The organism is Pseudonocardia sp. Ae331_Ps2 (assembly GCF_001932405.1).
Lineage (GTDB): Bacteria > Actinomycetota > Actinomycetes > Mycobacteriales > Pseudonocardiaceae > Pseudonocardia.
On the sequence record NZ_MCIM01000001.1, the window covers coordinates 4,288,698 to 4,292,344 of the forward strand.

Annotated in this window: 3 protein-coding genes; 1 reads left to right on the plus strand and 2 read right to left on the minus strand. The window is 64.9% G+C overall.

Features of this window, described 5'->3' with window-relative positions; all coding sequences use genetic code 11:
• The first annotated feature begins 627 nt into the window (after positions 1-627).
• A complete protein-coding gene (locus Ae331Ps2_RS31345; protein ID WP_139318754.1) occupies positions 628-1,344 on the plus strand; it encodes a hypothetical protein in 717 nt (238 codons plus the stop codon).
• Between the two features lie 275 nt (positions 1,345-1,619).
• Here Ae331Ps2_RS31345 and Ae331Ps2_RS20605 read toward each other — a convergent pair whose 3' ends face one another.
• Positions 1,620-3,083 carry an FAD-dependent monooxygenase gene (locus tag Ae331Ps2_RS20605; RefSeq protein ID WP_075329776.1) on the minus strand — a complete coding sequence of 488 codons (1,464 nt, stop codon included), beginning with the start codon at positions 3,081-3,083 and terminating at the stop codon, positions 1,620-1,622.
• Positions 3,068-3,535 carry a MarR family winged helix-turn-helix transcriptional regulator gene (locus tag Ae331Ps2_RS20610; protein ID WP_075306993.1) on the minus strand — a complete coding sequence of 156 codons (468 nt, stop codon included), beginning with the start codon at positions 3,533-3,535 and terminating at the stop codon, positions 3,068-3,070. Before Ae331Ps2_RS20610 ends, Ae331Ps2_RS20605 begins: the two co-directional genes overlap by 16 nt.
• Positions 3,536-3,647 lie beyond the last annotated feature (112 nt).

Here is a 3,647-nt window from a genome sequence, read left to right on the forward strand (position 1 = left end):
CCGCCGCCGGGTGCCACGTCGACGGCGTTGAAGGACCAGGAGCCGCGCCAGATAGGCCACGGTGCGCTCCCCGATCGGGAGGACAGCGGTGTAGGTGACAGGATCAGACATGCAGGACCTCGGTGACGGTGTCGATCTGTGCTGGACCGAACCGATCTACCGGGGTCCTGCCCCGTTCCCGCTCATCTCACCACCCTCGGCGTGTCGCCACGACCTGCCACCCCGCTACTGAGAACACCTCATTGTCCTCAAGTTCTTTGCCTACCTGAATAGTGCCGACGCGTACGACGGAAAAGTTACCCAGTTCTTGAACTCGTACATGGGCGAGAGAGCGGCTGACACCGACCTGGCCGACGATCGAGAACTCTTTACGAAGGTGGTTGCACACCTAGCTAAGGTTACCGACGGCAAGCCATTTCTTCGCTCGCGGACTAACATTACCCCGGTAAATCAGCTGGAGGCCGTGCTCGTTGGAATAGGCCGGGTTCTCCGGTCAGGTGCGGAGCCGGTCACGCCACGTCCCGGTTGGCAGGACGACCCAGCGCTCGTCCAAGCGAGCACGAAAGGAACTAACACGCGTACGACATTCCACGCCCGGCTCGATCGCGCCGAGCGAATCTTCCAACCATGACGTGGCAGACCGAGGATCTATTCGACGCCGCAACTGACCTTGTCGACCGCGAGGCGCGGCGTCTTCACGCGCTGGGAGCAATTGCCAAGAATCATCCAGACAAGTTTGACAAAGAAGGCGTGTTCGCCATGAGTCGAGCATTAACCTACGTTGTTTGTGGTGGAATCCTAGAGAAGTTGATGCGCGATCTACCGGCCGCAATATCGGATGATGTCTTGAGTCTGCGACTACAGCGATCGGATGTTCCATCATCACTTCTCGCTGTGCTTGCTGCAAGCTCCTTTCAGAAATGCAATCAGCGGACGACTCGCACGCTGATTGCACGAGTTGGTCTTCTGGTGGAAGCTTTCCAGCATGCAAGTGACGCAAGACCAATGACCGCATTCGGTGACGATCTTGCGCTTGCCGACGGCACAACAATAGCTGTTGCCCAGTTCGAAGCCCTTTGGGTTCTCCTTGACTTACCCGGCCACTGGCACAATATCCCTGCAGATGCACTGCTGATGCGCGAACTGACGCAGAAGCGTAATGACGTAGCTCACTGGGATATCGACCCCGTCGATGTCGGGAAGTCGCGTAATATGGCAGATCTAGTCAAGATCACGACCCAGCTTCGATCTCTGCTTGATCACGTGGGGCTGACGGTGTGCGAGTGGCTCGACGGGCTGACCAACTCCCGACCCATCCAAGCGGCGCAGGCCCCTGGTTCGTGAACGGACGACGAGCCCTCGCCGGGCGGCAGATCTCGGGGAGGGGGGTGCGCCATCTATCCGACCTCCCGGAGGACTACCACACGGCACGCCGGGCGCAGGTCTGGCAAGGTCGGCGGTGGCGGGCGAGCAGCTGCGCCCGACGTGCCGCGCGGTCTGGCGTTGCCAGATCGAGGAGATAGCGCTTCGGTCTAGGCGCGTGGAGGCGGAGCATTTCCGGAGCGAGACCGCCGGGCGCATCCGAAACTGGCTGACACGGGCCGTCAGGAAGCGGCAGCTCAGACGACATAAGACGATACGAGGCGACCAGGCATAAGCGACAGCTTCTGCCTTAACGCCGAGGTGCTCGGCGCGGGTGAGGGGTGAGCTGCGAGAACCCCATCTGGTCGGATGGTCACGGCTTGGCGATAGACGCGTTCCCAGCGTGGCAGGTCCTCAGAGGTGACGATGTCGGCGGGCACCTCCAACGTCGTGAACGTGGTGGGGTCGAAGAGGTCGAGGCTGCTGCGGCCGTCGCGGAGCCGGATGTGGGCGGCGCGGGTACCGGGCTCACCGGACGGGCTCGCCGGGTCCTCGACGCCGCCGGTCCCGTAGTGGAACCCGAGCACCAGGGTGGTGGCGTCGATTTGTTCCGGGGGTGGCGGAGCGCCAGGTGTCTTGCGGGAGCGGAGGAGTGCCTGGCTGACTGTTCGTCGTGCGACGGGGAGTCGTTCGGTCTCGTAGGAGGCTAGCCATGTGTCGTCCCCTCGGCAGGCGAAGGCGAGTCGCCATGCGAGCGCGTGCGCGTCCTGGACGCCGGTGTTGCCGCCGAATCCACCGTAGGGCGGCATGACGTGGGCGGCGTCGCCGACGAGGAAAGCGCGACCGGCGCGAAGCTGCGATGCAACGTAAGCGCCGGTCCGCCAGGTGGCGATGTCGTCGATGACCGGTTGCAGGTCAGGAATGCCGCTTGCGGCGCGGATCGTGTCGCGGACGTGCTGGTCGAGGTCGTCCGGGTCGGAGCCGGATACATGGGTGCCGAGTTGCCAGCTCCGGCCAGAGGCGTTGCCGCGGGCGAAGAGAAACGCGCAGGCCGATCGGGCGAACAGGGCCTCTGTGTGTCGGCCTCGGAGGGCTGGTTCGAGGTGTGCGTGAAAGAGTGCGCTCACGGCAGTGCCCGGGAGCGACTCGCCGCTCCAGCCGATGTTCAGGGCGGTCCGGGTCGGGCTGTGTGCACCGTCGGCGGCGATGAGGTAGCGGGCTCGTACGGCGTGGCCCTCGATCACGGCGTTGACGCCGTCGGCGTCCTGGCTCTGGATGTGCGCGGTGTGAGCGAAGCGGACGTCGGCGCCGAGTTCGTGGGCTCGGTCGCGGACGAGAGGTTCGATCCGCTGCTGGTCGCATGACCATGCCGGAGACGGGCTCAGATCGGCGGTGTCGTCCTCAGCCGGTGCGGGGATCCAGGTCTCGTGCTCCGCGGCGAGGGTGTCGGCGACGGTGAAGCCACCATTGGGCTCGCCGGCGGCCAGAACCTGGCCCTCGATACCGAGTGCACGGAAGATCTCCATCGTTCGCGCATTGACCAGCCGCGCCTTCGTGTGACGGGAGGTACCGGGGCGTCGCTCGACGAGGAGCACGTGTAAGCCGTGGAGGCCGAGTAGCGCTGCTGAGGCGAGCCCGGTCAGGCCGCCGCCGACTACCAGTACGTCGGTGGTCGGCGGTAGGGCACGGGGCTGGGGTGCGGATGTCATCGAGTTCGCCATGGGTTGCGCCGTCGTTCCCGTGGCTCTGTCGTCAGATCCTCCGCCATCGAGGTGGTCAGCTCCGCGAGACGGCCAGCGAAGTCGGTGATCTCGTCCTCGGTCCAACCCTGAAGGTGGCGGGCGAAGGCCGATGCAAGCTCGGAGCGGAACCGGTCGACCGTCGACTCGCCCTCCGACGTCAGAGCGATGCGGTACGAGCGGCCGTCCGTCTCGTCGCCGACTCGCTCGATCAGGCCCGCCGTCGCCAGCTCGCTAGCGGCCCGGCTGACCGACTGTGCCGGTACGTCCAACTCCTCAGTGACCTCGGACGGGCGGACTGGTCGTTGCGCGGCCAGGTTGAGCAGCCCCAGGTGGACTGGGCCCCAGGTGGATCGGGCCGCGGCCCTGCGCTGGATCTGTGCGGCGCGATCCAGGGATCGGATGATGCTCCAAATCGATTTACTTACTTCCATGAAGGAACTATACCGTCGAGGTCGTGCGACGAGTCAAGTCGCACGAGGAGCGGGCGGGTCGGCGGTGGCCGTTGCGGTGAAAATCGGGCTATGGCCCGGGGCAGCTCTGGGT

Excerpts from the sequence above, each read along its gene's own strand:
- Ae331Ps2_RS20605 (WP_075329776.1), bottom strand. The coding sequence starts at position 3,083 with ATGGCGAACTCGATGACATCCGCACCCCAGCCCCGTGCCCTACCGCCG.
- Ae331Ps2_RS31345 (WP_139318754.1), top strand. The coding sequence starts at position 628 with ATGACGTGGCAGACCGAGGATCTATTCGACGCCGCAACTGACCTTGTC.
- Ae331Ps2_RS20610 (WP_075306993.1), bottom strand. The coding sequence starts at position 3,535 with ATGGAAGTAAGTAAATCGATTTGGAGCATCATCCGATCCCTGGATCGC.